21 protein-coding genes are annotated in these 22353 nt (G+C 65.5%); 8 read left to right on the plus strand and 13 right to left on the minus strand.

Features of this window, described 5'->3' with window-relative positions:
* Window positions 1–6: 6 nt before the first annotated feature.
* Window positions 7–831: a sugar phosphate isomerase/epimerase family protein gene (locus tag VL752_RS15180; protein WP_325356698.1), complete on the plus strand. Its 825-nt coding sequence runs from the start codon at window positions 7–9 to the stop codon at window positions 829–831.
* A 41-nt stretch (window positions 832–872) separates the two neighbouring features.
* Here VL752_RS15180 and VL752_RS15185 read toward each other — a convergent pair whose 3' ends face one another.
* From VL752_RS15185 to VL752_RS15195, 3 genes are read right to left on the minus strand one after another with little or no spacing between them, the layout of a single operon-like run.
* Complete coding sequence (locus VL752_RS15185) at window positions 873–1451, minus strand: PqiC family protein (RefSeq protein ID WP_325356699.1); 579 nt, start codon at window positions 1449–1451, stop codon at window positions 873–875.
* A complete protein-coding gene (locus tag VL752_RS15190) occupies window positions 1448–3139 on the minus strand; it encodes an intermembrane transport protein PqiB (RefSeq protein WP_325356700.1) in 1692 nt (563 codons plus the stop codon). The genes VL752_RS15185 and VL752_RS15190 overlap by 4 nt, the downstream gene beginning before the upstream one ends.
* The gene (locus tag VL752_RS15195) at window positions 3136–4446 is read right to left on the minus strand and encodes a paraquat-inducible protein A (protein ID WP_325356701.1); all 1311 of its coding nucleotides are present in this window, start codon (window positions 4444–4446) and stop codon (window positions 3136–3138) included. The genes VL752_RS15190 and VL752_RS15195 overlap by 4 nt, the downstream gene beginning before the upstream one ends.
* A 175-nt stretch (window positions 4447–4621) precedes the next feature.
* Here VL752_RS15195 and VL752_RS15200 point away from each other — a divergent pair, with 175 nt between their 5' ends.
* Entirely contained in the window at window positions 4622–5131 is a 510-nt protein-coding gene (locus VL752_RS15200; protein ID WP_325356702.1) for a hypothetical protein, read from the plus strand.
* A gap of 40 nt (window positions 5132–5171) precedes the next feature.
* Here the strand turns inward: VL752_RS15200 and VL752_RS15205 are convergent, their stop codons facing one another.
* Both VL752_RS15205 and speB read right to left on the minus strand, forming a co-directional pair.
* Window positions 5172–5783 carry a flavin reductase family protein gene (locus VL752_RS15205; RefSeq protein WP_325356703.1) on the minus strand — a complete coding sequence of 204 codons (612 nt, stop codon included), beginning with the start codon at window positions 5781–5783 and terminating at the stop codon, window positions 5172–5174.
* Window positions 5784–5791: 8 nt separating this feature from the next.
* A complete protein-coding gene (gene speB, locus VL752_RS15210) occupies window positions 5792–6739 on the minus strand; it encodes an agmatinase (protein ID WP_325356704.1) in 948 nt (315 codons plus the stop codon).
* Between the two features lie 120 nt (window positions 6740–6859).
* Here speB and VL752_RS15215 point away from each other — a divergent pair, with 120 nt between their 5' ends.
* From VL752_RS15215 to VL752_RS15235, 5 genes are read left to right on the plus strand one after another with little or no spacing between them, the layout of a single operon-like run.
* A complete protein-coding gene (locus tag VL752_RS15215) occupies window positions 6860–8083 on the plus strand; it encodes a CaiB/BaiF CoA transferase family protein (RefSeq protein ID WP_325356705.1) in 1224 nt (407 codons plus the stop codon).
* A gap of 10 nt (window positions 8084–8093) precedes the next feature.
* Window positions 8094–8702, plus strand: a complete 609-nt coding sequence (locus tag VL752_RS15220; protein ID WP_325356706.1) for an ABC transporter ATP-binding protein — start codon at window positions 8094–8096, stop codon at window positions 8700–8702.
* Window positions 8699–9499, plus strand: coding sequence for an ABC transporter permease (locus VL752_RS15225; RefSeq protein WP_325356707.1), 801 nt, complete (start codon window positions 8699–8701; stop codon window positions 9497–9499). Before VL752_RS15220 ends, VL752_RS15225 begins: the two co-directional genes overlap by 4 nt.
* A 43-nt stretch (window positions 9500–9542) precedes the next feature.
* Entirely contained in the window at window positions 9543–10496 is a 954-nt protein-coding gene (locus tag VL752_RS15230) for an isopenicillin N synthase family dioxygenase (RefSeq protein ID WP_325356708.1), read from the plus strand.
* A gap of 2 nt (window positions 10497–10498) precedes the next feature.
* Window positions 10499–11791 (plus strand): amidohydrolase family protein, encoded by a 1293-nt coding sequence (locus tag VL752_RS15235; RefSeq protein ID WP_325356709.1) that lies wholly within the window; start codon window positions 10499–10501, stop codon window positions 11789–11791.
* 3 nt (window positions 11792–11794) lie between these two features.
* Here the strand turns inward: VL752_RS15235 and VL752_RS15240 are convergent, their stop codons facing one another.
* The 6 genes from VL752_RS15240 to guaD all read right to left on the minus strand — a co-directional run bounded on the left by VL752_RS15240 (window position 11795) and on the right by guaD (window position 19079).
* The gene (locus tag VL752_RS15240; protein ID WP_325356710.1) at window positions 11795–12733 is read right to left on the minus strand and encodes an ABC transporter permease; all 939 of its coding nucleotides are present in this window, start codon (window positions 12731–12733) and stop codon (window positions 11795–11797) included.
* The gene (locus VL752_RS15245; RefSeq protein WP_325356711.1) at window positions 12730–13845 is read right to left on the minus strand and encodes an ABC transporter permease; all 1116 of its coding nucleotides are present in this window, start codon (window positions 13843–13845) and stop codon (window positions 12730–12732) included. The genes VL752_RS15240 and VL752_RS15245 overlap by 4 nt, the downstream gene beginning before the upstream one ends.
* Complete coding sequence (locus tag VL752_RS15250; RefSeq protein ID WP_325356712.1) at window positions 13838–15397, minus strand: ABC transporter ATP-binding protein; 1560 nt, start codon at window positions 15395–15397, stop codon at window positions 13838–13840. Before VL752_RS15250 ends, VL752_RS15245 begins: the two co-directional genes overlap by 8 nt.
* Window positions 15398–15402: 5 nt before the next feature.
* The gene (locus VL752_RS15255) at window positions 15403–16491 is read right to left on the minus strand and encodes a BMP family ABC transporter substrate-binding protein (protein WP_325356713.1); all 1089 of its coding nucleotides are present in this window, start codon (window positions 16489–16491) and stop codon (window positions 15403–15405) included.
* 64 nt (window positions 16492–16555) lie between these two features.
* Window positions 16556–17536 (minus strand): isopenicillin N synthase family dioxygenase, encoded by a 981-nt coding sequence (locus VL752_RS15260; protein WP_325356714.1) that lies wholly within the window; start codon window positions 17534–17536, stop codon window positions 16556–16558.
* A gap of 103 nt (window positions 17537–17639) precedes the next feature.
* Complete coding sequence (gene guaD / locus VL752_RS15265) at window positions 17640–19079, minus strand: guanine deaminase (RefSeq protein ID WP_325356715.1); 1440 nt, start codon at window positions 19077–19079, stop codon at window positions 17640–17642.
* A gap of 280 nt (window positions 19080–19359) precedes the next feature.
* Here guaD and VL752_RS15270 point away from each other — a divergent pair, with 280 nt between their 5' ends.
* Entirely contained in the window at window positions 19360–21129 is a 1770-nt protein-coding gene (locus VL752_RS15270; RefSeq protein ID WP_325356716.1) for a putative bifunctional diguanylate cyclase/phosphodiesterase, read from the plus strand.
* Here the strand turns inward: VL752_RS15270 and VL752_RS15275 are convergent.
* Both VL752_RS15275 and VL752_RS15280 read right to left on the minus strand, forming a co-directional pair.
* A complete protein-coding gene (locus VL752_RS15275) occupies window positions 21096–21755 on the minus strand; it encodes a hypothetical protein (RefSeq protein ID WP_325356717.1) in 660 nt (219 codons plus the stop codon). The genes VL752_RS15270 and VL752_RS15275 overlap by 34 nt on opposite strands.
* 148 nt (window positions 21756–21903) lie before the next feature.
* On the minus strand, window positions 21904–22200 hold the full coding sequence (locus VL752_RS15280) for a hypothetical protein (protein WP_325356718.1): 297 nt from the start codon (window positions 22198–22200) through the stop codon (window positions 21904–21906).
* Window positions 22201–22353 lie beyond the last annotated feature (153 nt).

Genomic DNA, 22353 nt, shown 5'->3' on the forward strand with positions numbered 1-22353 from the left:
AGGATCATGGCTCGCAAGCTTGGCGTCTGCACCTGGACCTACGGGCCGCGACCGCTGGCCGAGATTGCAGCATCCCTTGCGGCCCTCGGCTATGACGGCGTGGAACTGCACGGCGATCTCGAAACCTTCCGCGCGGGTGACACCGCGCGGCTGCTCGCCGATCACGGCCTTTCCATCCTCTCTCTCACGCCCGCGGATTGCGACCCTTCCCATCCCGATCAGGCCGTGAGAGCGGCGGCGGTCGATTATTACCGCCGCCTGATCGACTTCGCGGCCGAGGCGCGGGAGGTGGCGGGCGGCGCCCCCGTCGTCTCCTTCCACGGCCTCGTCACCCGCATCAAGCCAATCGCAAGCCAGGAGGAAGAGGATCGCCATCTGGTGGATTCCGTGCGGGCGGTGGACGCCCACGCGACAGCGGCGGGTGTGCCGATGGTCTATGAAGTGCTCAACCGCTACGAATCGCATCAGATCAACACCGGCGCCCAGGCGCTGGCCCTGCTGCAAGAGGCCGGCGCGAAGGCCATGACCGTGCTGCTGGACGCCTATCACATGAATATCGAGGAACGTGACCTGCCAGCCGCCATCCTGCAGGTCGGGTCGAAGCTGGGTCTTTTTCATGTCGCTGATTCGAACCGCGAGGCGATTGGCCGGGGCCATACTGACTTCCCGGCGATCATCGCGGCCTTGGATGCGGCGGCCTATGCCGGTCCCATTATCGTCGAATGCACGGCGACAGGCCCCAACCCTTTCACCCCCGTGAAAGGGCCGGACTATTTGGCGATGCAGGAGACCTTTCTCCGCGAAAGCCGCGAGTGGCTTGCCGCCGCCTGAGCCGCCGGTGTCCCCCGCTTGGGGGTACCCAGCCGGGGCGCCTAGCGGGCAAGCGCCTCGGCGACACGGTCGGAGAGGCGGCCCAGAGCGACGCTCATAGACGCGGCCTGCGCCGTTACACCCTTGCCTGTCACGGGGACGACGAAGCGAATCCCCTCCGTCACCGTCGCGCGCGGCTTGTGCGCGAAGCTGACCCCCATCTGCGCGACTAACACGACGCTGCCGTTCACGGCCTCGTCGAAGCGCGTGATGTTGATCGCGACGGTTGCATTCGGGCGGACATCGACGGCGCTCGCCTCCGTGAACACGGTTGTGGCGGGCAGGCGCTGCTCGATTTCGGCCGACAGCACGCGCCCGAGCATGGCGGTAAAGGGTTCGCCCCACCAGTCGTTGGTCGCGACCTCGATGTGATACCCCTCCGAGGAACGGACGATCGCCTTGCGATCGAGATAGGGGGCGACCGCGATATCCTGCAGCAGCACGGTGTGCGGTCCGCCAGGCCGCACCACGCCCGGCACGGCGTCAAGCGTGAGGAGGTCGGGATTGGGCGAGCCGCACCCCGCCGGAAGAGCTGCGAGGACCAGGAGACTGAGAGAAAACTGTCGGCGCGTCGGCATCATTTCTCCATTCCCGTGTTCGTGCGGCCGCGGAGCAACGCTTCCGGATGGCTCGCGAGCAAATCGGCCAGCGTCCGGAAGGACTGAGCCATGTCATTGAATTGCGCCATCAAGCGATCAAGCTGGCGGCTGAAATGGCTGTCCGCGCCATAGCCCGTATTGGCGGACACCAGCACGGTGTTGAGGCTGCCGACGGCGGTCTTCAACTGCTTCGTCAACTGCGGCAGGCTTTTGAGAGCCGGCCCGACATCCGTATTGAGCTGCTTGACGAGCGTTTCCGACTGAACCAGCGTTTTCGACAGCGCACTCACTGCCTGCTTGGTCTCAGGCCCGTTCGTGATCTTGTTCAGCCCGTCGAGCATCGATGTCAGGCTCGCGGACATCTGGTCGAACGGCATGGCGTTGATCTTGTTGAGCAGGCTGGTGACTGAAGAACTGATCGAATCGAAGGCGCCCGGCGCGGTCGGGAAAACGATATCCGTGCCCTGGACCGTCACGTCGGCCTTGGGCGCGTCGGGCACGTCGACAATCGCGATCTCGCTCTGCCCGGTGAGCAGATTAGCCTTCTGGATCTGGGCGCGGGCGCCGCGAGCGACGAGGATGCGCAGATTGGTGAGCGGGCCGGCGGCCACCACCTCCTGGTTGATGTTCTTGATGCGCTGGGGCTGAATCTCGAAATGCACCGGCGCCAGGATCTGGTGTGATTTGGCATCGTAGACCATGTCGACGCCAGTGACCTCGCCGATTTTGAGCCCGTGCAGGGTGACGGGCGAACCGGGTCCAAGCCCCGCGACAGATCCGGTGAAATAGGAGACGAAATTGACCTTGCGGTCATAAACCGCCTGCTTGGCGTCATCCTGACTGAGATAGAGCGGAAATTCATGGTTGGGAGCGCTCTCGGCGTTCTGCGTCGATTCGTCGGGCGTCGAGAAGGCAACCCCGCCGAGCAGCAGCGCATTGAGCGACTGCACCTGAACCTGCACCCCCTCCGCACCGAGATTGATGGAAAGCCCGGAGGCATTCCAGAACTGGCTGTCGTCTTGGACGTAGGCGTCATACGGCGCGCGGACGAAGGCATGAATCGTCACCTCCCGCGCCATGTCCCCGATGTCCCAGCCAAGAATCTGGCCGACCTGGAGATCCCGGAAGAACACCGGCGCGCCCAGCGAGACGGAGCCGATGCGCTTGGCCTGCAGAAGAAAGGTGCGGCCGGGGATTGCGGATTGCAGCACGGGCGGGTCTTCGAGGCCGACGAAATGGGTCGCGGACTTGCCGCGCGCGGCACCCGGCAGAAGATCGATATAGGGACCCGAGAGCAGCGTGCCGAGACCGGAAAAACTGCCCGCGAAGAAGCGCGGCCGCACGATCCAGAATTTGGTTTGGTCCGAGATCAGCGGCGTCGCATCCCGCGTCATCTGTACCGTGACGTTCACATGGTTCATGTCCGGGGTGAGCTTCACCGCGGTCACGGTGCCGAGCGTCACATCCCGGTGCTTGACGACGGATTGCCCCGCCGTCAGCCCATCGCCCTGGTCGAAGGTGATGGTGACCTTGGGGCCACGCTTCGCATAGGTGTCCCAGACCAGCCAACCGCCGACGGCGAGGCTGATGGCGGGGATCGCCCAGATGAGGGAGATGCGGCGCCGCCCTCGCGTTCTAACGGCGGCTGTTTCCATGGGGGCTTCGCTCATTGGCTCCTGCCGGCGCTGGCTGCATCCCACATCACCCGGGGATCGAAGGCTTCCGCTGCGAAGATCGTGAGGATCACGACCCCCGCGAAGGCGACCGCGCCGACACCCGGCTCGATCGTCACGATGGCGCCGAACTGGACCAGCGCCACAAGAATGGATTCCATGAAAATGTCGATCATCGACCAGCGGCCGATAACAGCGATGATGCGATAGAGCCGCACGCGATCGACCAGCCGCTCATCACGGCTGAACTGCGTCATCACAAGCAGGATGGCGAGGCCGAGCAACTTCAGCATCGGCACCATGATGCTGGCGATGAAGACAATGGCGGCGAGCGGATACATTTTTGCCGCGACCAGCTCCTCCACCCCGCCCAGGATCGTGCTCGGCATGCCCGATCCCATCTGCACGACGGTCAGCACCGGATAGACATTGGCGGGAATGTAGAGCACGGCAGCGGCGATCAGAAGCGCCCAGCAACGCGCGATGCCGCGCGGCTTGCGATCATGGAGCAGGCTGCCGCAGCGCCGGCATTCATGCGGCCCTGCACCTTCGGCGACGGCGACTTTCTCGCAGGTCTCGCAGGCGAGGAACGTCCGCTGGCGGCCTGCCTGCATCGCCGTGCCGGCCGGCGTGGGGGCCGGGGGATGTTGCGTGATGCCGCGCCGTTCCATCTCCTCCCAGACTGCCTGCCGGTCGAGCGTCGCGTCCGCCGCCACCATGGCGATCATCAGCCCGACCAGAGCAAAAACGGCATAGCCTACGTCGATGTGCACCATGTCGACAAGTTTGACGTAGGCAACAAAAACGCCGAGCAGATAGACTTCCACCATCGCCCAGGCGCGCAGGCGCTCCACCAGGCCGAAGACGCGAGGCAGGTGGCGCGGCGGCCGCGGCAAGCGCAACCCAATGAGAACATAGGCGGTACCGAGGAGTTTCAGAAAGGGTGCGCCGACCGTTGTGAAGATCACGACCAGGGCGAGTTCCCAGATGCCTTGTTGGGTCAGCCGTTCCGGCCCGCTGAAGAGATCGGCGCCCAGCGAGATGCCCGATGTGCTCACCCGCATCAGCGGCATGGAGCAGGCGATGGCGAAGCAGAGAAGCGCCGTCAGCGTCATGGCCAGGCAGCGGCCGAGAGAATCGTGCTGCACCCGCCTGAGCGTCACACCACAGCGCGCGCAGAGAACCACCGCCGGCGGCGTCATTGCCGGTACGCGCTGCAGCAATCCGCAGTGACGGCAGATGAGGGGATGCGGTTCCGTCGTCGTATCGGACGGGGCATCCTCGACGAGAGATGAGAATGCCATCAGGGAAGACGCCCGAACCTCACATGCTGAATCCCTGGTTGACGGTCCTGCCGCCTGTTTTCACATTCGTCACGACCTGATAGCGTTTCGGCGAGGGCGTCAAGCCGCAAGTCGGTGGCGTTGTTCGATGACAACGGCGTGCGGCCATCCCCGTTTCGATGATGGAAGAGAGAGCATGACCAGACCCTTCGTCAAACGTCATCCTGAGACTTGTGGCCCGACGCCGCAGCGGCGGCGTCTTGGCCTCCTGGCCCTGCTCCCCGCACTGGCACTTCTCGCCGGCTGCGCTGGGAACAACGGCGCGCAAAATGCCGCCGCAGGTAAGATACCGGATGGTACTATCGTCATGCACCAGGTGCAGGCCGCCTTCATCGGCAGCGGCAATGGCGGCGATGGCACCCTCACCTATCAGGGCCGCACCTATCCCTTCGTCATCGGCGGTCTCGGCGTGGGCGGCATCGGCGCTTCCACAATCGACGCGACGGGCGAGGTCTACAACCTGAAGTCCGTGGCGCAGTTCCCGGGCTCCTACGTGCAGGGCCGCATGGGCTATGCCTTCGGCACAGAAAGCCACGGCGACCTCTGGCTGAAGAACGATGCCGGCGTCGTCCTGCATCTCGCCGCGAAGCGCACCGGCCTCATGCTCAGCCTGGGGGGAGACGTGATCCTCATCCAGATGAAATGAGGTGCTGGGGCGTGCCACGGCACGCCCCGACCCGTTTCCCTCAGGTGGGGCGGATCATTTCGAAAATCCGGTCGGCGGTGGCGTAGTCGCCACGATAGCCGCAGCGACCCAAGGGTGCCGCGGCAGCGGTATCGAAGCGCCCGTTTTTGAGGAAGGCCGGGTCGATATGCACGGCGACGACCTGGCCCACTACCATGTAGTTCGAGGAGGGCGCGCCATCGAGCCCACGCAAATGGGTGATGGAAATCCGCCGGCATTCGAGCGCGGCTGCCGCGGCGGCGACGCGGGGCGGCCGCACGAGCCGGGACGGCGCCTTCGCGAGCTCGGCCAGTTCCATCTCGTCCACTTCATGGGGAACGGAGGCCGAGGTGGTGTTCATCGCCTGGGCGAGCGCGAAGCCTGCGAGATTGGCCACGAACTCGCCCGTCTCCTCCACATTCCGCACACTGTCTTTCCAGCCGTTGCTGGAGAACATGACCATGGGCGGCCTGTCCGAGACCATATTGAAAAAACTGTAGGGGGCGAGGTTCACCCGCCCCTCCGCGTCGACGCTCGAAATCCAGCCGATGGGTCGCGGCGCGATGATTGCCTTCAGCGGATCATGCGGCAGACCGTGACCCGAAGCCTGCTCATAGAAGTAGCTCTCGCTCATCCTTACTCTTACTCCCGTCGTCCGGCCGCGATGGCACAGAGCAGTTCGAACATCATGGTGGCGCCGGTCAACGCGGTCAGTCCCGAGGGGTCGAAGGGTGGTGCCACCTCGACCACATCAGCGCCCACGATCCGAACCGCGCCGAGGCGCCGCAGCATGAACTGCGCCTCTCGCGTGGTGAAGCCGCCGATCTCCGGCGTTCCCGTGCCGATCGCCATCGAGGGGTCAATGCTGTCGATGTCGAAGGAGACATAGGTGGGGCCCGTGCCTGCGATCTCCAGCGCCTCGTCCATCACCGCATCGACACCACGGGACACGAATTCCTCGACATAGATTTGGCGAATGCCCTGGGTGCGGGCCCAGGCATGATCCTCCGCCGTGTAGAGCGAGCCGCGCAGGCCGATCTGCACTATGCGCCGGGGGTCCAGCACGCCATCCTCAATCGCCCGGCGGAAGGGCGAGCCGTGAGTATAGGGGTTGTCGCCGAAATAGGTGTCGTTGGTGTCGGAATGGGCGTCGAAATGGATGAGGCCGACTGGCGCCGCTTTTCCCACCGCGCGTAGGATGGGATAGGTGATAAGATGGTCGCCCCCCGCCGTCAGCGGCACCGCCCCCGCCGCTACGACCTCGGCAAAGAAGCCCTCGATGCGGCTGAGCGAATCGCGCAGGTCGATCGGGTTCACCGGGCAATCGCCCAGATCGGCGACCTGCAGCACGTCATAGGGCGAGATCTGCGTCGCGTGGTTGAAGCGGCGCATCAGGCTCGACTGGTTGCGAATCTCCCGTGGCCCGTGGCGGGCGCCGGCGCGATTGGTCGTGCCGCCGTCGAAGGGCACGCCGATGAGTGCCACGTCCAGACCCACGGCCGAGGTGACCGTCGGCAGGCGCATGAAGGTGGAATGGCCCGCAAAGCGCGGCACGAGTGCGGCATCGACCGGCTGGTTGAATTCTGTCATCGCGGGCACTCCTCGGGTGGCTTCAGCGATCGTCTTCGGGCGACAGAGCACGGGCGCACGGCTTGATCAACCGCGCGCCCTGGTATCCTGTGGGTGGGCATAGCCTATCAAGGATGACCCATGGCCGGCGCGCTGTCGCATATTCGCGTACTAGACCTCTCCCGCGTTCTGGCTGGCCCTTGGGCAAGCCAGTTGCTCGGCGATCTCGGCGCGGACGTGATCAAGATCGAGCGGCCGGTGACCGGGGACGATACCCGCGCCTGGGGGCCGCCCTTCCTGAAGGATCCGCAAGGCCGGGACACGCGGGACGCCGCCTATTTCCTCTGTGCCAACCGCAATAAGCAGTCCGTCACGGTCGATTTCACCCGCCCCGAGGGCCAGGCCCTGGTCCGCGCGCTCGCCGCCCAGTCCGATGTCGTGCTCGAGAATTTCAAGCTCGGCGGGTTGAAGCAGTACGGCCTCGATTACGAGAGCCTCGCACCCATCAATCCCCGCCTCGTCTATTGCTCCATCACCGGCTTCGGCCAGACCGGGCCCTATGCCGAACGGGCGGGCTACGACTTTCTCATCCAAGGCATGGGCGGCCTGATGAGCATTACCGGCAGGCGGGATGGCGAGCCCGGCGCCGGGCCGCAGAAGGTGGGCGTGGCACTCACTGACGTACTGACCGGGCTCTATGCCTCGAACGCCATCCTCGCCGCACTTGCGCATCGTGAAACGTCCGGCCGCGGGCAATATATCGACCTCGCCTTGCTCGACGTGCAGGTGGCGAGCCTCGCCAATCAGACGATGAACTACCTGACGACCGGCAACCCGCCTCAGCGCATGGGCAATGCCCACCCGAATATCGTGCCTTATCAGGATTTCCCGACCCAGGACGGCGCCATGATCCTGGCCGTCGGCAATGACAGCCAGTTCGCGAAACTCGCGCTCGTCGCCGGGCATCCTGAATGGGCGGTCTCGCCTGACTTCGCGACTAACCGGGCCCGGGTCGAGAACCGGACGGCCTTTGTGGAGGCCTTCACCGCCGTCTCTCTCACCCGCACGACCAAGGCCTGGATTTCAGACCTCGAAACGGCTGGGGTGCCCTGCGGACCGATCAACAATCTGCGCGAGGTGTTCGAGGACCCGCAAGTCATCTCCCGCGGCGCGAAGATCTCCCTGCCCCATGCGACGGGGGTGGATGTGGCGCTCGTTGCAAACCCCATCCGCATGTCCGAAACCCCGCCCGAATACCGCAGCGCACCGCCGACACTCGGTGAGCACACCCGAAGCGTGCTCGCCGGGCGACTGGGGCTGCCTGCGGGGGAGATCGACGCGCTGGCTGAGAAGGGCGTGATATAGGGCTCTCTCGATGACGCTGCTGCTCGATGTCCGGGATCTGCATGGTCTGCCCGGCGGGCCTTTCGCCTTTCATCTGGAGGCGGGGGAATGCCTGGTGATCTCCGGTCCTTCAGGGATCGGCAAGAGCCTGCTGCTGCGCATGATCGCCGATCTCGACCCGAATGAGGGGGTGCTGCAGCTCGAAGGCCAGACACGGGCGGAGATGAGCGCCCCCGCCTGGCGTGCCCGGGTGAGCTATCTCGCAGCCGAATCCGGCTGGTGGGCCGAGACGGTCATCGAACACATGGCGCCCCGCATGGCAGCGGCCCCCCTGCTCTCCCGCCTCGGCCTGCGTCCCGATATCCTGGAGGCACCCGTCTCCCAGCTTTCCTCCGGCGAGCGGCAACGCCTGAGCCTCATTCGCGCCCTGATCCGAAATCCGCGGGTCCTGCTGTTGGACGAGCCAACCAGCGCGCTGGACCCGGCATCGACGACGCTGGTGGAAGCACTGATCGCCGAGCGGCGGGCGGCCGGCATGGGCGCCATCATCGTCTCGCATAATCCCGAACAGGCCGCACGCATCGCCACCCGCCGCTTCGCCATGACCGCTGGACAGTTGACCGAACTGGCCGGGCCGTGAACGCACCCTCGCTCACCCCAGCCGATCTCGCACTTGCGGCGGCGCTGGTGCTGGCCAGCGCCGGCCTGTCGCTCCTGCTCGATTTCCGCATCCACCGGCCGATGGTGGTGGCCAGCCTGCGGATGGTGGCGCAACTGCTCCTGGTAGGCCAGGTGCTGCGAATCGTCTTCCGCATTGGCCATCCGATCGTAACTCTTGCCGTGCTTGCGGTCATGGCGGCGGCGGTCGTTTATGAGGTGGGTGCGCGGCCCGAACGGCGGCTCGCCGGGCTCTGGCACTACATGGCGGGCGGCCTGCCCACGGTCGTCTGCGGCTTCGCGATCGTCGTGCTGGCGCTGCTCACCGCGCTCAGCCCGTCGCCCTGGTACGATGCGCGGGTGGCGATCCCGCTCGCTGGAATCATCCTCGGCAATGTCATGAATGCCGTCAGCCTTGCGCTTAACGTCTTTTTCTCTGCGGCGGTGCGTGAACGCGGGGCAATCGAGGCGCGGCTTGCGCTCGGCGCCACGAAAGGCCAGGCGCTGCACGGCGTCTCCACCCAGGCGCTGCGCACCGCCCTCATTCCCACCATCAACCAGATGGCCGCCGCTGGGATCATCACCCTTCCCGGCATCATGACCGGCCAGTTGCTGGCGGGGATGGACCCGATCGGCGCCGCGAAATACCAAATCCTGCTCATGGGGCTGATGCTCTCAGGCAGTTTCGCAGGCGCGCTGCTGGCGCTGAAGCTCGCCGCCACCCGCCTGACGGATGATCGGCACCGTCTACGACTGGACAGGCTGCGTCCGCGCGGGTGACATGGCCGGACATCGCAAGGCCCGGGCACGCAAGGACGGTTTCATGAACGAAATTCCCATCATCGACCTTGCCGGCCTGCGGTCGAACGATCTCTCGGAGCGCCAAGCCGTGGCGGGCCGGCTCGGTGCCGCCTGCCGCCATGTCGGCTTCTTCTACGTCAAGAACCACGGCATCCCCGAGATGGTGGCAAAGGGCATCTTCACCGCAGCCCATCGGCTTTTCGCGCAGCCCGCGGCCGAAAAGGAAAAACTGTCCATCAAGCGGTCGCCGCATAACCGCGGCTATGTCGGCGTGGCGGGGGAGCGGCTGGATACGAAGGCGAGCCCCGACCAGAAGGAAGCCTTCAACATCGGCTTCGACCTGCCCGCCGATGACCCCGAGGTGCTGGCGGCCAAGCCGTTTCGCGGCGTCAATCTGTGGCCCGACCTGCCCGGCTGGCGGGACCAGGTGCTCGCCTATTACGACGCTTGCATGACCCTCCAGCTCACCATCCATCGCGGCTTCGCGCTCGATCTCGGCATCGCGGAGGATTTCTTCGCCGACAAGATGGACCGGCCGATCGCGACGCTGCGCCTGCTGCACTACCCGGCAGGCGAACCCACAGAGGGCGCCGAGATCGGCGCCGGCGAACATACCGACTACGGCAATGTCACCATCCTGGCGACCGACGGCGTCGCCGGTCTGCAGGTCCGCCGCCGGGACGGCGTCTGGCTCGACGCACCGCATGTGGACGGCGCCTTCGTCTGCAATATCGGCGACTGCCTGATGCGCTGGACCAATGACGTTTATGTCTCAACCCCGCATCGCGTAGCGCGCCCGAAGGCCGAGCGTTACTCCGTCGCCTTCTTCGCGGATGCCAATCCGGATGCCGTGGTCGAGACCCTGCCCACCTGTCTGGCGCCGGGGGAGAGGCCGCGCTACGCCCCCATCTCCTGCGCCGACTATCTGCGCGAACGCCTGACCGCGACCTACGACCACCTTAAGCCGGGAAGCTGACCGTGACGCTCGACCTCATCATCCGCGACGCCATTCTCCCGGACGGCCGCACCGGCCAGGATATCGGCGTCGCCGGGGGCCGCATCGTCGCGGTGGAGCCCAAGCTCGCGGCCGAAGCGCGGGAAGAGCTCGCGGCCGGCGGCCATCTCCTCTCGCCTCCCTTCGTCGATCCGCATTTCCACATGGACGCGACGCTGTCGCTGGGGATTCCGCGCGTCAACCGCTCCGGCACGCTGCTCGAGGGCATCGCGCTCTGGGGCGAACTCAAGCCTATGCTGACGCACGAGGCTGTGGTGGAACGCGCGCTGCGCTATTGCGACCTCGCCGTCTCGCATGGGCTGCTCGCCATTCGCAGCCATGTCGATATCAGCGATCCCCGGCTCGTCACCGTCGACGCCCTGCTCGATGTCCGCGAACGGGTGAAATCCTATATCGACCTGCAACTCGTGGCTTTCCCGCAGGACGGCTACTACCGTTCGCCGGGGGCCGTGGACCTTCTCGAACGCGCGCTCGACAAAGGCATCGAAATCGTCGGCGGCATTCCGCATTTCGAACGCACCATGGAAGCCGGCCGGCAATCCGTGGAGGCCCTGTTCCGCATCGCCGCCGACCGTGGACTGCGCATCGACATCCATTGTGACGAGACCGACGATCCCCTCTCCCGCCATGTCGAGACCATGGCGTCGGAGGCCCTGCGCTTCGGCTTAGCCGACCGCGCCACCGCCTCGCACACGACGTCGATGCATTCGATGGACAATTACTACGCGGCCAAGCTCATCGCGCTGATCGCCGAAAGCGGCATGAACATCATCGCCAACCCGCTCATCAACATCACGCTGCAAGGCCGGATGGAGACCTATCCGAAGCGGCGCGGCCTGACGCGGGTGCCGGAACTGCTTGCCGCCGGCGTCAACGTCGCCTTCGGCCAGGATTGCACCATGGACCCCTGGTACTCGCTCGGTTCGGGCGACATGCTGGAAGTCGCCCATATGGGCCTGCATGTCGCGCAGATGACGTCGCAAGAGGCGCAGCGGACCTGTTTCGAGGCGGTGACGACGCATGGCGCGCAGGTGATGGGATTGGAAGGCTACGGCATCGCGCCGGGCTGCCGCGCCGATTTCGTGCTGCTGCAGGCGAAAAGCCCGAGCGAGGCGATCCGGCTGCGCGCCACCCGCCTGGTCGTGGTCAGATCCGGCCGCGTCATCGCCCGGACGCCGGCCCGCGAAGCATCCCTTTTCCTCGATGGCCGCCCGCCGATGGTGGATGCCGCCGCCTACGCGCCGAAGCTCGGCTGAGGCTTACCGCCGCTCTTCGCGCAGGAAAGGCCGCGCGAGATCCTCGGGCTGGGCGCTGAAGCGCCGCCGCCCGAGGCCGGAAGCCGCCAGTACCGCGATCGTCGCCAGATATGGCAGCATCTGGATGAGATAGATCGGCACATGGGCGCCGCTCGACAGAACGAGCGGGATGATGGCCTGCACGGCACCGAAAAGCACCGCCGCGCCGATCGCGCGAATGCTGTTCCAGCGCGCGAAGGTCACGAGGGCGACGGCGATCCAGCCGCGCCCGCTCACCATGCCGCTGACCCAGACCTGGGAGCCCACGAGACTGAGATGCGCGCCCGCTAGGCCGAGCACGATCCCGCCTACGAGCACCGCGCCGAAGCGCATGCCCATGACATTGATCCCCGCCGCGTCGGCGGCCGGCGCGTTCTCGCCCACCGAGCGCAGGCGCAGCCCAAGCTCCGTCCGCTCCAGCACCCACCAAAGGATGAAGGGCAGAATGAAGGCGAGATAGGTCAGCGGATCCTGGTCGATCAGCCGTGCCAGCCATCGCGGCAGTCCCGCAAAGAGCGAGGGAAAGATCGGTCCCAGTGCCTTGATCGGCTGGTTCGCGAAACTGTCGCCGATGACGCCCGAAAGCCCGACGCCGAAGGCGAAGATGACAAGGCCCGAGAGCACCTGTTCCAGGCGCAACACCACGGTGAGTAGCGCGAAGAGGATCGTCATGCCGAGCGCCGAGACGCAGCCGAGCAAGATCGCGAGCGGCAGGCCGAGACCCGACAGCATGGCGATGACGGAGGCGACGGCGCCCATGGACATGATGCCCTCGGCGCCGAGATTCATCACGCCCGCGCGCTCATTGATGATCAGGCCGGTGGTCGCCAGCAGATAGGGCGCCGCGAAAACCGGGATCGCGCCGATCCAATCCCCCAGAAAACCGTTCATCACGCCGCTCATGCCGCGCGCTCCCCCACCGCCGCGACCGGCTTCGGCCGTGCTTTGATGAGGGTGATGCGGTAGCGCACGAAGACGTCGAAAGCCGCGACCGTCAGGAGAAGGAAAGCCTCCATCGTCACCACCATCGTATTGGGCAGCTGATAGAAGGCTTTGAGCGAATCACCCGCCGTATAGAGGCCCGCGACCGCCAAGGCGGCAATGAACACGCCGACCGGATTGGCGCGGCCGAGATAGGCGATGGCGATGGAGGGAAAGATATAGTCGTTGCCCACGAACTGGGTCAGCCGATGCTCCTCCCCGGCCGTGATGCTGAACCCGGCAAGGCCCGACACCGCCCCCGCGAGGCAGGCCGTCATCAGTGTGATGCGGGCGACCGGAATGCCGAGCGCACGGGAGGCCGTGCGATTCTCCGCCACCGCCTTGGAGAGCAGGCCGAAGCGGCTGTAGCGGCACAGCCACCAGCAGAAGACGGTGACGATAAGGGCGATGAAGAGGCCGTAATGCAAGTGCCAGCCAGGGAAATCGGGCAGTCGCTCATAGGAAGCGAAAGGCGGCGACACAGGAAAACTGTCCGATGGGTTGCGCCAGATGCCGTAGAGCAGGTCCTGCGCCAGGAGATAGGCCACGTAGTTCAGCAGCAGCGTGGTGATGACCTCATCCGCACGCAGGCGGACCTTGGCGACGGCCGCGATGCCGCACCAGAGCGCGCCACCCGCCGCCGCCGCCAGGATCATCAGCGGCATGCGCAGGAACCACGGTCCGACATGATAGAAGCTGACGGCGGTCGCCCCCAACGCACCCATCCAGAGCTGGCCCTCGACGCCGATGTTCCAGAAGCGGATGCGCAGGCAGAGTGCCACCGACATGGAGACGAGCACGAGGGAAATCGCCCGCGTAAACGTCTGGTCCAGCCCGGCCTTGTTGCCGAAGACATAGAGGATGAACTCGTTGCCAAGGTCGTTCGCCGGCACGCCGAAGGCGATGAGAAGGATGGCGCAGCAGAGCAGGCCGAACAGGATGCCACCGACGAGCGTCGCGGCCGTTAGCCAGCGCGGCACCGCGAGCCGCGGCGAGAGGACGAGGCGATAGGGAAGCGCGGACAATTCAGGCACCTTCCAGGATCAGGCGGCCGAGTTCGGCCCGGTCGGTCTGTTCGATCGGCATGGCCTCTGAAAGGCGGCCATGGGAGAGGACGGCGACACGGCTGGAAAGCGCCAGCACCTCGTCCAGATCCTCGGAGATCATGAGCACCCCGGCGCCGCGCGCCGCGGCCTCCAGCAGGCGGTTCTGCACGGCGGCGGCAGCCCGCACATCGAGCCCGCGCACCGGCGAGTGAACGACGAGGATGGAGAAATCGCCCTCGAATTCTCGCGCCAGGATCAGCTTCTGGGCATTGCCGCCCGAGAGCAGGCGCGCCTGGGTGTCCGCCACACCCCCGGCGATCTCGTAATCGCGGATCGAGCCTTCCGCCCGGCCGCGCATCCAACTGCGCGTGACCCACCAGCGCTTCTCCGGCCGCGCGGCCGAGAGCGCCGGCACGGCGAGATTTTCGGCGAGTGTCAGGCTGCCGAAGAGGCCAAGATGAAACCGGTCCGCGGGCACGAAGCGCAGCCCCGCCTCCCGCCGGGCGGCGGGTGCCAGGGGCGCGCTTTCCCCATGCATGATGATGTCTCCGGACGTGGGCGTGCGCAGGCCGATGATGGCTTCGAGCAGTTCGGACTGGCCGTTGCCGCCGAGGCCCGCGATGCCGAGAATTTCGCCCACATGCAGCCGTAGCGAGAGATCGCGAAGGGGTACGTCATGCTCCGCCGCCGGTGTGGAGACATCCTTCAACTCCATCACGACCTTGGCCGAGACCGAGGCGGCCCCACGGCGGACCACCGCCGTCTCGCCGCCCACCATGGCGCGCGCGAGTTCGCCCGCCGAAAGGCCCTGGGCCGGCGCGCCGTCGATCACGGTGCGGCCGGCACGCATTACCGTCACGCGATCGGCGGTCGCACTCACGTCACGCAGCTTATGGGTGATCAGGATAACGGCACGGCCGTCATCGGCCAGTCGCCGCGCGAGTTGCAGCATGCCCGCCGCCTCGCTTTCGGCGAGCACCGCCGTCGGCTCGTCCATGATCAGGATTCGCGCGCCGCCGAGCAGAACCTTGAGGATTTCCACCTTCTGCTGCTCGGAGACCGAGAGTTGGTCCACCCGCACGTCCAGAGGCAGGACGAAACCCAGATCGGCGGCCATCGCGTTGATCGCGGAGACCGCCGCGTCACGCGTACGCCAGTCGGCAGTGGCGGCGCAGGCGAGACGCAGGTTTTCAAGCACGGTGAGCGGCCCCACGAGCTTGAAATGCTGATGGATCATGCCGATGCCGGCGGCCGAGGCCGCACGGGGCTCAGCAAAGGCGACAGGTTGACCCGACACCTCCACGATCCCGCCATCCGCGCCGTAGAAACCGGCGAGGATGTTCATCAAGCTGGATTTGCCGGCGCCGTTCTCACCGAGAAGGGCATGCACTTCCCCCCAGGCCACGGAGAGATCTGCCCCGGCAAGTGCCACGCGGTCCCCGAAGGACTTGGTCACGCCCAGCATGCGCACCGCGACCGGGAAAGCGGCCGCGGCATCCTCCGCGGCCATCGTTGTGCGGTCGGTGGTCGAGACGGTCATGCTGCCTACTTGATCGAGCCCTGGACGTTGTCGACCAGATAGTTCATGCCGAAGAGCTGGTCGAGCGTCATCACCTTGCCGGCGTCGACCTTGACGGATCCGTCCTGAGCCTTGATCGGGCCGGTGAAGGGATCGAACTTCCCGGCGATCATCTCCGCCTTCATGTCGTCGATCTTCTTTTGAACATCGGCGCTGACATGGTTCACAGGCTCGGTGATCTCCACCATGCCGTCATCCATGCCGTAGAGGCTGGTGCCCGCGCTCTTCCACGTACCGGCCTTCAGCGCCTGGACCATCGGCACCAGCATCTTGTCCCAATGGAAGACGACCGAGGTCATGATCGTCTTCGGCGCGGCGGCCGACATGTCGTTCTCATATCCAATCGAATACTTACCGGCCTTCTCCGCCTGCACGATGGCGGCGGGGCTGTCCATGTCGGTCGCGATGACGTCCGCGCCCTGCTCGATCATGGCGTTGGCGAGCTGGCCTTCCTTCACCGGATCGTCCCAGGCATTGACGAAGGCGACCTTCGCCACGGTCCCGGGATTGGCAGCCTTGGCGCCGAGGGCGAAAGCGTTGATGTCCCACAGCACGGTCGGAATCGGGAAGCCCTCGATCATGCCGATGACCTTGGATTTCGTCACCGAGCCCGCGGCATAGCCCGCGAGGTACCAGCCCTGGAAGGTTTTGGGATACGGGCTTTCCAGGTTCGGCGCGGTGGTGACCCCGGCCATGTTCACGAAGGCCACGTTCGGATGAGCCTTGGCTTCGGCCTTGAAGGCGTCACCATAGCCGTAGGTGCCGCCGATGATCACGTTGTAGCCGCGGTTGATGAAGAGTTCGACCGTCTGCTCGACCTTCTCGGTCTGCTCGGGGATGTTCTCCACATAGGGGATCTTCTTGCCGAACTCCTTCTGGAGCACGAGGCGCGCGCGGTTCTGCGCGCCGGTCCAGCCGCCGTCGCTGATGGCGCCGAGATAGATGAAGGCAACCTTCGGTGGGCCATCAAGCTTGACCTGCGCATGCGCCTGGGACGCAAGGACAACAGAGCCGAAAAGGCCGAAGACCGAAGCAAGCAGGGAAAGCCGTTTCACGAAGATCCTCCTAGGATTAAGGCGGCTTGGGAGAGAGGCTGGCAGGAAGTGGGCCGGGCGGGGCTCAGCCCACGGTCTCGGGTCCTTCCTGGCGATAGGCATAAGTCGCGTCGAGGCGCCCCTGAACGTAATCGCCGGCCAGGACCGGCGGGTATTTCGCCGGACGCTCGGCCGTGACGGTGCCGGGCAGCGCCTTGATCAGCGTGTCGAAATTGGAGCCGACGAAGCAGGGAATGGAGTAGCGCGCCCGGCCCGAGACGTTCATCGCGCGATGCACGGTGGAAGCGAAGAGGTCGTTGGTCCAGCGCGCCATCTGGTCGCCGATGTTGATCACGAAAGTGCCGCGGATGGGTGGCGCGTCCACCCACTCGCCCTGCTGATTCTGCACTTGCAGCGCCGGCACCGTTTCCTGGCAGAGGATAGTGAAGCACTCGTAGTCCGAATGCGCGCCAATCCCGATCTGCTTCGGGTCGATCGGCCCGTCCTGGCTCGGATAGGAGATGATGCGCATGATCGCCGTCGGCTTGTCAGCGAGCGGCGCGAAATAATCCTCAGGCAGATCAAGGGCAAGGGCAAAGGCGCTGAAGAGGCGCTGGCCGAGATCGAGCATCGCGGCGTAATAGGCTTCCAGCTGGGCCTGGAAACCAGCGAGACCGGCCGGCCACTGGTTGGGGCCGTAATGGGTCGGGTGGTTCACCCGATCCGGATCGCTTTCGGGCAGTTCATGGGCGATATCGAAGGCCTCGTGCAGATCGCCCTTGGCGGTCGGGTCCGTATTCTCTTCCAGGAGCGGGGTATAACCGCTGTTGTTCTTCGAGCGACGGACGTGGATCGCCATCTTCTCTTCGAGCGGAAGCCCAAAGAAGCGCGGGCACTCGGCGAAGGTCGCGTCGATCAGCGTCTGCGCTACACCATGATTCTTAATATAGAAGAAGCCAATTTCCGTACAGGCTGCCCGGAGTTCGGCCGCCAGCGCACGCTTCGCCGCCGGGTCCGATCCCAGCATAGGGGCGAAATCGATAATCGGAATTTCCTGGAAAGCCACGTTGTCTCCCTATCAGGCGGTCAGGCGCACCGCCGAGCTCACGCAAGTGTCATGCCAGACCGCGGGTGACAACCGCCAGGCCATGCCGCCAAAATGACCATAGTCACCGGGATTTGACGAGCCTGCCCGCGACCCAGACCCGGGCGATATCGGCGCGTCCTGCCGTCATCACGATTTTCTCCAGCATCGTCTCGGCCGGCTCCTCGGGCTGGAAGCGGAGATCCCCTTCCGGCAGCCCCGACTCGACGACAAGAGCGTCAAAGGCATAACCCGGCCGGAAAAGACCGACGGGCAGGTCAAGCACTTCGCCCCCGCCTGCCGTTGCCAGGCGAAACGCGGTGCGAAAGTCGATACGCGCCCCAGGCGTGCCGCGCGTGGACGCGGGCTTCCGGCTGTCGGTACCGGTTTCGCGCAGGCGGGAGGCCACCACCGCCATCCGCGCCTGAGCGAAGAGCGAGGCGCTGGGGCCGCCCGCGATGTCGCTGCCGAGACCGATATGCAGCCCCTCCGCCAGCATCTCGCGCAGCGGCAGCACGGCGCCCGCGAAGAAGGCGTTGGATAGCGGGCAATGCGCGATACCCGCACCCTGCCGATGGATCAGGGCACGATCCGCCGGCTCCAGAAAATTCGCATGCGCCAATACGCTGTGCCGGCCGAGCAGGCCGTGGCGGTCCAGCACCGCTGAATCCGTCAGGCCCGTCCGCGCCAGCACATGGGCGTGCTCCCAATCGCTTTCGGAGCAATGGGTCTGCACATGGCAGCCGCAGGCCCGGGCGAGCCCGCCCAAGCCCTCAAGCAGCGCATCGGTACAGGCGGGTACGAAACGGGGTGTCACCACCGGGCAGACCAAGCCCGCCTCGTTCCCCGGCATCGCGCGGATGAAATCGATCAGGGCCCGGGTATCGGCGATTGCCTGCGCGGCCGAGGGATCCCGGTAGAACGGCGGACATTGATCGGGATGGTCCATGGCGACCCGGCCGACCAGGGCGCGCTGTCCTCTCTCAAGGCAAATTTGGGCCAGACGCTGCGTCGCGGGCAGATGGATCGTTGCGAAATAAAGCGCCGTCGTGGTGCCGTGGGCAAGCAGCGTCTCGACCAGCTGCCCATAGACCTCGGTTGCGAAGTCCAGGTCGGCATAACGGCTTTCGAGCGGGAAGGTAGAGCGCTGCAGCCAGTCCTCCAGCGGCACGTCCAGCGCCGTGCCGGCCTGGGGGAATTGCGGCGCATGGACATGGAGATCGACCATGCCGGGCAGCAGCATCTGGGCGGGAGAGAGTTCGGTGAGCCGGCCCCGGGCACGCCACGAGCCGAGAGACTGGTCATGGGCGGAGACATCGGGCCGCATCTCCCGGATCGTACCTTGCGCATCCACAATCATCAGCGCACGGGGTAGAACCTCCACCGCGCCGGACACCGGCGCATGCACGGCCCTGCCCCAAATCGCCCAATCCCCTGGCACTGGCCTCTCCTGCGCTGAACCGGCCAGAGGATGAGCGGCAGGTGCCCGCCGGGCAAGGGAATCCGCCCGGCGGGCCGTCGCCATCCAGGTCTCTGCGCGAAATTCGTCATGACCCTATTTCCTTCCCACCCCGGGCATGAGAGCATCTGTCCCCGGCAGGATTTCCGCTCGAGGCGGGGGCTGCACCGCCGGCCGAACAGCAACACCGGGGGACTTTGACGACCCGATCCGTTCGGCGGATCGCGTCTATCGACTTGCAGGCATGACCCGTGATCAACTGGTAATCAAAGGGCGGGGCGATTGTAGTCATGAAGTCGAAACGTTTCTGCCCACACCTGCGAACGAGCCAGGCCGTGGTAGCTGGATGACGCAGGCCAGTGAGGCCGCCCGCAGCTATATCCTGCGCCAGATCAAGGATTCGGCACTGCATCGCCACGGCACGCTGGACAGGCTGACGCAGATCGCCGCCGCAGTCTTCCAAGTGCCTTATGCCGCGATCTCGCTCACCGATTGCGAGCGGCAGTGGCTCACGTCCGTCGTCGGCCTCGCGATTGACTCCATACCCCGTCACCGGGCGCCCTGCCTGGAGGCGGCGCTGAGCCGGACGCCGCTCGTGGTTCCGGATCTCCTGGCCCACCCGGTCTATCGGGACAGCCATCTCAGCGAGGCCGGCATGCGTTTCTATGCCGGCGTTCCGCTGGTGACACGGGACGGTATCGGCATCGGCACGATCTGCGTGCTCGACACGGTTCCCCGACAGGTCACGCCGCGCGACCTCGCCATCCTCGCCGATCTCGGTACCATCGCGATGGCACAGCTCGACCAGAATCTAAGCCTCGGCCGGATCGATCCGGTGAGCGGTCTCGCCAATCGCGCCCAATTCGCCGAGGATGTCGCGGAACGCGCCGATACGCATCCCGGCATGCCCCTCATCGCCTCGCTGATTGACATCGCACCAGCTGAACAGGTCAACGCCATCATGCGGGTCATGGGGCCCGCCTATCTCGACCAGATGGTGACCAACCTCGGTCGCCTCGTCCGGCGCAGCGTCGAAGCGAACCGCACCGTCTACCACGTCTCGCCGACGCAATTCGCCCTCCTCTCCCCCATGGGGATGAGCCTCGACGACTATATCAAGCTGTCCTTTCAGCGGCTGGGCGAGGCAGCTCAGTCGTTGCGGCAGGATTTCGGGGGAGCTGTCGCCGTCGGTCTCGCTCCGTTCATCCTCGGTAAGACCGATGCGCGGGACGTTCTGCGCATGGCCAATAGCGCAGTGCAGGACGCGCGGCTGCACCGCGAGCCGTTGCGGATCTTTTCCCAGACGGCCGACGACGCCCACCGCCGCCGCTTCGAACTCGTGCAGAGTTTCACCCAGGCACTCAAGGCTCCGCGCCAGCTCTTGCTGCATTTCCAGCCGCGCATCGACTTGCGGAGCGGCGCCTGCACGGTCGCCGAGGCGCTGCTGCGCTGGGCGCATCCCGGGCTCGGGACCGTCTCGCCCGGGGAATTCGTGCCCCTGATCGAACCGACGCCCATGATCCATGAGCTGACCGATTGGGTCCTCACTCACGCGCTGGATCAGGTCGCCCGCTGGCGCACCCGCCATCCAGAGCTCGCAGTCTCAATCAATGTCTCGCCCAATAATCTGCGTCACGAGACTTTTGCGGACCGGCTGCTCGGCAAGCTCGGCGCACGGAATCTGCCCGTCACGGCGGTCGAACTCGAGGTAACGGAGCAGACCTTCACCCTCAATGACCCAGTGATCGGCCGCACCCTGGCACGGCTTTCCGACGCCGGCGTGCCGCTTGCCATTGACGATTTCGGCACCGGGTACAGCAGCCTCTCCTATCTGCAGCAACTGCCGGTCCAGACGGTCAAGCTCGACCGCAGCTTCATGCAGGGGCTGGAAACCGAGCCGCGCAAGGTAGCGCTGGTCAGCACCACGACAATGCTCTGCCAGGAACTCGGCTACCGGGTGGTCGCGGAAGGGCTGGAAACGGCAGAGAACGTGGCCGCTGTCAGCCGCATCGGCTGCGATCAGGGCCAGGGCTACTATTTCGCCCGGCCCATGGCGCCAGAGGCGCTGACCGTCTGGCTCGCTCAGGCGCGGAGCGAGGGCACCCACTCCTTGTGACGCGGGCCGGCCTTGGGCCGCGCGGCCTTGCGGCCGAATTTCAGCTCGGCGGCCAGCACGGAACTGCGGTTGAGCACGCGGGCCTTCTCGACATCCCGCGACTGGGCGAAGTCCTGCACCAGTTCCATCACATCGGCACGCAGGGCGCGCAGCGCCGAGAGCAGAAGTTCGAACTGCGCCCCCTGCTCCAGAACGACGTCCTCCTGCATCGCGAAGCGCACGGAACCCGTGTCGTCCCCAGCGATGGGCACGGCGTGCAGATGGCCGATGCTCCAGGGCTGGCCCACCAACATGTCGCGCTCATGTGCAAGCTCCTCCGCGCGCTCCAGCAGCGCGTCGACCTGCTCCATTTCGTGCGGCAGCTTGCCGAGGAAGTCGCGGGCCATCTCTGCGAGGTGACGGCGCTGCACGGATTCGCGTGCCCATCTGTCGAAGAGCGATCCGACATAAGGCAGGCTGTGGCCGGAAATCGTCGCATAGAGCATGGCCCAGGCGCCGACGACGTCATTGGCGGTGACGACGGTGCGGCCGACGAGGGCCGCGAAAGGCTCCGCGCCATCATAGGCATAAGCCCCGGCGCCTCCGCCGATCACCTCGCTCGGATCGCGCAGAGGAAGCTCCCTCATATCATCTAGATCGTTCGGCATCGTGTGATTGTCGCTTTATGTGACTGGCTCTTTTGTCGTCATTGTGCCGAAGCCGGTGAGAAACCGCTTCCGCGTCCGAACTCATTAGTCTCATGTCACAGGCCTGGTCATTGCCCCGCACACGAACCTATTGACGACGAACGGGCCCGGCATAGCGACGCGTGACGGATTCGCCGACCGCCTTGTAGTCCTCCTCCGTGCCATGGCGGCGCAGAAAGCTGACCAATCCAAGATTTTCGATGCCTCTCAAAATCATGAGGATATTCTTCACATCTTCAGAAGAGGGCACACGCCCGGGCTGCAGTCGGCGTGCGGCAAGCGCAGCCATATGGCTGAGTTCCGCGAAGGCGCCGTGTTCCATGACGGGATTGGTGACGGAGTGGCCTTCAATATGGGCGACGTCTCGAGGTCTCATCGTGCTCATGCTTCTTCCTCCCGGACATCTGATGACATCTTCATGTTGCGGCCGTGTTGCAAAACATCACGGGCCGGTCTCTGCCGATCACAAAACCGCCAGAGGCAAGCCGCCAAAGGCCGCGCGGGAGCATCCCCGAACCGCGTGAAACCGCCACGCGAT

This window comes from Acidisoma sp., from assembly GCF_035492295.1.
Lineage (GTDB): Bacteria > Pseudomonadota > Alphaproteobacteria > Acetobacterales > Acetobacteraceae > Acidisoma.

Bases quoted from the DNA above. Each gene is read 5' to 3' on its own strand.
- VL752_RS15180 (WP_325356698.1), top strand. From the start codon at position 7: ATGGCTCGCAAGCTTGGCGTCTGCACCTGGACCTACGGGCCGCGACCG.
- VL752_RS15185 (WP_325356699.1), bottom strand. From the start codon at position 1,451: ATGATGCCGACGCGCCGACAGTTTTCTCTCAGTCTCCTGGTCCTCGCA.
- VL752_RS15190 (WP_325356700.1), bottom strand. From the start codon at position 3,139: ATGAGCGAAGCCCCCATGGAAACAGCCGCCGTTAGAACGCGAGGGCGG.
- VL752_RS15195 (WP_325356701.1), bottom strand. From the start codon at position 4,446: ATGGCATTCTCATCTCTCGTCGAGGATGCCCCGTCCGATACGACGACG.
- VL752_RS15200 (WP_325356702.1), top strand. From the start codon at position 4,622: ATGACCAGACCCTTCGTCAAACGTCATCCTGAGACTTGTGGCCCGACG.
- VL752_RS15205 (WP_325356703.1), bottom strand. From the start codon at position 5,783: ATGAGCGAGAGCTACTTCTATGAGCAGGCTTCGGGTCACGGTCTGCCG.
- speB (WP_325356704.1), bottom strand. From the start codon at position 6,739: ATGACAGAATTCAACCAGCCGGTCGATGCCGCACTCGTGCCGCGCTTT.
- VL752_RS15215 (WP_325356705.1), top strand. From the start codon at position 6,860: ATGGCCGGCGCGCTGTCGCATATTCGCGTACTAGACCTCTCCCGCGTT.
- VL752_RS15220 (WP_325356706.1), top strand. From the start codon at position 8,094: ATGACGCTGCTGCTCGATGTCCGGGATCTGCATGGTCTGCCCGGCGGG.
- VL752_RS15230 (WP_325356708.1), top strand. From the start codon at position 9,543: ATGAACGAAATTCCCATCATCGACCTTGCCGGCCTGCGGTCGAACGAT.
- VL752_RS15240 (WP_325356710.1), bottom strand. From the start codon at position 12,733: ATGAGCGGCGTGATGAACGGTTTTCTGGGGGATTGGATCGGCGCGATC.
- VL752_RS15250 (WP_325356712.1), bottom strand. From the start codon at position 15,397: ATGACCGTCTCGACCACCGACCGCACAACGATGGCCGCGGAGGATGCC.
- guaD (WP_325356715.1), bottom strand. From the start codon at position 19,079: ATGGCGACGGCCCGCCGGGCGGATTCCCTTGCCCGGCGGGCACCTGCC.
- VL752_RS15270 (WP_325356716.1), top strand. From the start codon at position 19,360: ATGACGCAGGCCAGTGAGGCCGCCCGCAGCTATATCCTGCGCCAGATC.
- VL752_RS15275 (WP_325356717.1), bottom strand. From the start codon at position 21,755: ATGAGGGAGCTTCCTCTGCGCGATCCGAGCGAGGTGATCGGCGGAGGC.
- VL752_RS15280 (WP_325356718.1), bottom strand. From the start codon at position 22,200: ATGAGCACGATGAGACCTCGAGACGTCGCCCATATTGAAGGCCACTCC.